At 70.9% G+C, this 5,276-nt stretch carries 5 protein-coding genes; 2 read left to right on the forward strand and 3 right to left on the reverse strand.

The window, feature by feature from the left end:
- Positions 1 to 46 precede the first annotated feature (46 nt).
- Positions 47 to 334 carry an Lrp/AsnC family transcriptional regulator gene (locus E1218_RS34840; protein WP_132327298.1) on the reverse strand — a complete coding sequence of 96 codons (288 nt, stop codon included), beginning with the start codon at positions 332 to 334 and terminating at the stop codon, positions 47 to 49.
- Between the two features lie 111 nt (positions 335 to 445).
- Positions 446 to 1,246, reverse strand: coding sequence for a helix-turn-helix domain-containing protein (locus E1218_RS34845; protein ID WP_132327299.1), 801 nt, complete (start codon positions 1,244 to 1,246; stop codon positions 446 to 448).
- A gap of 128 nt (positions 1,247 to 1,374) precedes the next feature.
- Here E1218_RS34845 and E1218_RS34850 point away from each other — a divergent pair, with 128 nt between their 5' ends.
- Positions 1,375 to 1,797 (forward strand): hypothetical protein, encoded by a 423-nt coding sequence (locus tag E1218_RS34850; protein ID WP_132327300.1) that lies wholly within the window; start codon positions 1,375 to 1,377, stop codon positions 1,795 to 1,797.
- Between the two features lie 65 nt (positions 1,798 to 1,862).
- Here the strand turns inward: E1218_RS34850 and E1218_RS34855 are convergent, their stop codons facing one another.
- Positions 1,863 to 3,641, reverse strand: a complete 1,779-nt coding sequence (locus E1218_RS34855; protein WP_132327301.1) for a DEDD exonuclease domain-containing protein — start codon at positions 3,639 to 3,641, stop codon at positions 1,863 to 1,865.
- Positions 3,642 to 3,827: 186 nt separating this feature from the next.
- Here E1218_RS34855 and E1218_RS34860 point away from each other — a divergent pair, with 186 nt between their 5' ends.
- Entirely contained in the window at positions 3,828 to 5,138 is a 1,311-nt protein-coding gene (locus E1218_RS34860; RefSeq protein ID WP_132327302.1) for an NYN domain-containing protein, read from the forward strand.
- Positions 5,139 to 5,276: the final 138 nt, after the last annotated feature.

The raw sequence follows: 5,276 nt of genomic DNA on the forward strand, positions 1-5,276 counted from the left end.
CACCGTAACTTCAGGTCGTGTCAGCCGGACCGTGGTTGACCGGCCCTCAGGCACCGTCCTCCTGGCCCAGGCTGAAGGCCGCCTCCAGGTCGTGCGTCGAGTACGCGCGGAAGGCGATATGCGTCTCGGTGCTGACCACACCGGGCACCCGGTTGACCTTCTCGGGGATGACGGTGGCGAGGTCGTCGTGGCGCGGGACCCGGACCATCGCGATCAGGTCCAGCCCGCCGGTGACGGAGTACACCTCGCTGACACCCTCGATCGCCGCCACCTGCTCGGCGACCTCCGGGATCCGCGCGACGTCGGCCTTGATGAACACGATCGCGGTGACCATGCCGTCCTCTCCTCGAATCACAGCTCAACCCGCTGAAGCATAGTGCCGCCGCCTCTGCGGTACGACGCACGCCAGGTACGACGCACCGATTGCGGCGAACCGTTCCGGCGGTCAGCCGGACCCACCCGGGTCGAGCGAACGGAGCGCCTTCGCGGTCGGCTCGTCCGCGGGCAGGAACGCCTCCATCCGCAGTTCCGAGACGGTCACGTCGATCGCCGTACCGAACCGGGTCAGCGTGGTGATCAGCCGGAGCTCGCCGTACTCGGAGCGCAGTCGCAGCGGCACGGCGAACCCGAGGTGATCGGGCCCGGTCGGCGGGCGGGGCGGAACCAGGGCGGTCAGCTCCTCGATCAGCGCGTCGGCGCCGGGGTCCGGGTTCAGCGCGGCCTCGCGGGTGAGGGCGTCGATCACGTGCCAGGACCACTCGTCGAAGTTGAGGATCCGGGGCGCGAGGCCGTCGGGGTGCAGGAGCAGGCGGGGCCCGTTGATCGGCACCTCCCGCAGGTACGGCGCGACGTCGGCCGTCAACGCGTCGAAGGACCGGTTGGTGAGCACGAGCTCGCCGCGCCGGTTGACGACGACCGCCGGGTACGGCCGATGACCCTCGACGATGCTCCGCAGCGCCGCGCGGATCGCCCCGAGCCCGGGATCGTCGTACGGCGCCTCGTCGTACGCCGGGGCGAATCCGCCCGCCAGGAGAAGCGCGTTCCGGTCACGCAGCGACAGCTGGAGCGACTCCGCCAGCCGGATGACCATGTCGCGGCCCGGGAGTGAGCGCCCGCTCTCGATGAAGCTGACGTGCCGCTGGGTGGTGCCGGCGCGAACGGCGAGCTCCAGCTGACTCACGCGCCGGCGTTGCCGCCAGAGCCGGAGACCGGCGGACAGCTCGGATCGACGGGGTTGGGTCAGCATGCGTCCTGTGTAACGCACCCCACCGACAGACTCGATGATTCCCCAGCGGGAATTGTCCGCCCGCAGGCGTGCTCGGCATGGTCGACGCAGGGCGGCACGAGAGGTCGCCCCCGTCGGAGGAGGAACTCTTGCCGGATGCAAAGACGGCCGAAGCACTGGCCGATCGCTATGTGGCGGTATGGAACGAGCCGGACGCCGAAGTACGGCGCAAGGAGGTCGGCGACCTGTGGACGGAGAACGGCGTCAACCTGCTCGATCCACCCGAGGAGATCGTGAGGCGCGCCGAGGACCTCGGGATCACCGCGACTCTCGAGGCCCGGGGGCACGGGGAGCTGATGAGCCGGGTGACGCGGGCGTACGACGAGTTCGTCGCACCCGGGCAGCATGTGTTCCGCCGGGACGGTGCGGTGGCGGTGGTGCGGGACATGGTCAAGGTCCGCTGGGTGATGGTCCCGGCCGGCGGGGGAGACGCCCTGGCCGGCGGCACCGACCTTCTACTGGTGGCACCCGACGGCCGGATCGCCGCCAACTACCAGTTCATCGACGACTAGGCAGATCTCCCGATTCCCGGCGTGCTGCGCGGCACTCGAGACTGCAGGCAATCGGGAGACGCACCCTAGACCCGCGCGGGGCCCAGGGGACGGAGACGGCGACGGCGCTCGGTCGGGTGGTGATGGTCGTCGGCGTGGGCGTTGTCGAGCCGAGTCAGGTGGCGGCCGGCGCCGGAGACCGGACAGGTCCAGGTGCCGTCCATCTCGACCAGACGGATCCCGGGCTGGTCGAGCCAGCGCAGGACCAGTTCGATCTCCTCCGGGGAGGCGGACGCGACCGGCCCGATCCCGGGCAACACCGTCTCGGCGGAGGCGCGGAGCATGTCAAGGTACTTGCGCGGATCCGTCCCGCGCGGGCTGATCCCGGCCGCCGCCAGCCGGCCGCGCCGGATCACATGCAGCTCCCACCCGCCGTCGTCCGTCCGCCGGGCCGCGCAGATCTCCGCGCACCCGGTGACGGACGCCATCCGCTGCATCCGCGCCGAGCTCCGCACGAACGCGCTCAACCGGTCCCGGTGTACGGCGGCGTCCTCGAACCGCTCGTCCGCCGACAGCATGTCGATCCGCCGGTCCAGCGCCTCGACCACCGGAGTCGGGTCCACGGTCAGCGCCGTCCGCAGCGAGGTGACGAACTCGCCGTACGAGTCCGTCGAGATTCGTCCGTCGCACGGAGCCACGCACCGGCCCATCTCGGCCAGCACGCACGGTGACAACTGGGGTGTCCGGGACATCCGCGCCGTGCACTGCCGGATCGGGAACGCCTCGTGCAGCGCCGCCATCGCCCGCTCGGCCGTCTTCCGCGAGCTGAACGGCCCGAGGTAGCCGGCGTCGTCGTCGCGCACCTGTTTCACCAGCGACAACCGGGGAAACGGTTCGACGGTGACCTTCAGCCAGTGTTGCCGCTCCGGGAACTTCGAGCGCCGGTTGTACCGCGGCTTGTGCTCCGCGATCAGCCGCAGCTCGCGGACCTCGGCCTCCAGTGACGTACCGCACTCGATCCCGCGCACCCCGGTGGCGATCCCGATCATCTCGCCGATCCTGGTCCTGGTCTCGGAGGCGGTGAAGTACGACCGCACCCGGTTGCGCAGGTCCTTGGACTTGCCGACGTACAGCACCTCGCCGCGGTCGTCGGTGAACAGGTACACACCAGGTGCGTGCGGCAACGTTTCGGCCAGATGCCGCTTCGCCCGCACGGCCGGCGCGACCCGGGCCGAGAAGGTCTGCAGGTCCTCCAGCGTCTGCACGCCGAGCGAGCCGACCCGCTCGAACAGCCCGTGCAGCACGTCGACCGTCGCCCGGGCGTCCGACAGGGCGCGGTGGTTCGGCGTCGTGGTGGCGCGGAAGAGCTTGGCGAGCGTGCCGAGCTTGCAGTTCGGCGCCTCGTCGGGGGTGATCACCCGGCGGGCCAGCAGGGCGGTGTCGACGACGGCGAAGTCGGGCCAGTCGTACCCGTGCACCAGGCTGTCGTGCTTCAGGAAGCCCATGTCGAACGGCGCGTTGTGCGCCACCATCACGCAGCCCCGGGCGAACTCCAGGAACGCCGGCAGCACCGACCCGATCCGGGGTGACGAGGCAACCATCGAGTTGGTGATGCCGGTCAGCACGGCGATGAACGGCGGAATCGGGTCGGACGGGTTGACCAGCGTCTGGAACTCGCCGACGACCTCGCCGCCGCGCACCTTGACCGCACCGATCTCGGTGATGCCGGACTCGCCCGGCGCACCGCCGGTCGTCTCCAGGTCGACGACGCAGAACGTGACGTCGCGCAGCGGCGTACCGAGGTCGTCGAAACTCGGCTGGACACCGCGGATCGGTGTCAGCTGGTCCGGAGCCGGGCTGGTCATGGCAACGACGCTAAGAGGGGCCACCGACAATTCCGCAGGTGACACGCAAGGGAGTCGACTAGGCTCTCTGTATGCGTACACAGGCGACTACCGCGAAACCGGCTTCGGCGCCGGGCCGCTGTGGTCTGCATCACTGGCCCAGCGCACCGTCGCGCCAGACCACCGTCCGGGCCGGACTGCGGGCCGGTGACTGAGGCAGGCACCGCCGCGAGCTCCGCCGCTACCTCTTTGCCCGAACCCGTCCGGCAGCGCGTTCTCGCTCTCGCCGCGCAGGCACTCGGCCAGTTGCCGGCGTCCGACATCCCGGCACCGCTGCGCCGGTTCGCCAGTTTCGCGCCGGCCAAGCGGGCCAAGCTCTCGGCCTCCGTCCTCGGCCCGATCCTGGAGACCGACGAGCACTTCCGGCGGCTGACCGCGTTCCAGGTACGGCGGGAGCACCCGGAGCTCGGCGACGCCGTGGCCGAGGGGGTCCCGGTGCCGGCCGCGGACCCGGTCGAGGTCGCCGCACTGGCCTACCTCCTCCGGCCGGAGGACTGGGAGCAGCACATCGCCGCGGCCGCCGCGCAGGTGCCGGTGGAGGCTCCGCGCGCCGCCGAGGAGGCGGTCAACCGGCTGTCCGACCAGCTCGACCAGGCACGGACCGAGACCCGGCAGGTCCGCGAACGGCTGCGCGAACAGGTCAACGAGCTCAAGGCCGAGAACGTCACGCTCCGGCGCAAGCTGAACGAGGCGCGCCAGCGGATCAGCGGTCTGCAGAGCGAGCTCGAGCAACGCACCACCGAGGCGGAGACGGCCGACGAGCGGGTCGAGGCCGCGCGCGCCGAGGTGGAGCGTGAGCTGCGCAAACTGCGCAGCCGGATCACCGAGCTCGAAGCGGTCGAACACGCGGCTCGTCGTGCGGCGGGACAGGAACGCGAGCTCGCGTCGACGCGGACCAGACTGCTCCTGGACACGCTGGTGGAGGCGGCAAGCGGCCTGCGCCGCGAGCTCGCGCTGCCGCCCGGGGGAGAGCTCCGTCCCGCGGACACCGTGGCCGGAACCGAGCCCGAGGCCGCGCCGGTCGGGCGTACGGCGCCGGACGACGATCCGGCGCTGTTCGACGAGTTGCTGTCGCTGCCGCAGGTCCATCTGATCATCGACGGCTACAACGTGACCAAGACCGTCTGGCCGAACTCGCCGCTGCACTCGCAGCGTCAGCGTCTCGTCACAGCGCTCGGAGCGCTGGTGGCGCAGCGCCGGGTCGAGGTGACGGTCGTCTTCGACGGTGCCGAGCTTTCGGGCCCGGTGCAACTGAATCCGCCGCGCGGCGTGCGGGTGCGCTTCAGTCCCGCCGGGGTGATCGCGGACGAGGTGATCAGGCAACTGGTCCGCGCCGAGCCGCCGGGCCGTCCGGTCGTGGTGGTGTCGACCGACCGCGAAGTTGCCGAAAGCATCATCACCCTGGGTGCCCGGTCGCTCTCGGCAACCACTCTGATCAGCCGCATCGCCCGCTCCTGAACCCCAGCACTTCTTCCAGCTCACGCACCACCAACACCAGCGCCGCTCACCCTGCCCCGTCGCTGCGCCCCCGACAACACCGGGGGATAACCCCTGACGTTGGCCCTTCTCCCGCCGCATAACGAGGGGAGAAGGGAC

Origin of the sequence: Kribbella turkmenica, assembly GCF_004348725.1 — a bacterium.
Lineage (GTDB): Bacteria > Actinomycetota > Actinomycetes > Propionibacteriales > Kribbellaceae > Kribbella > Kribbella turkmenica.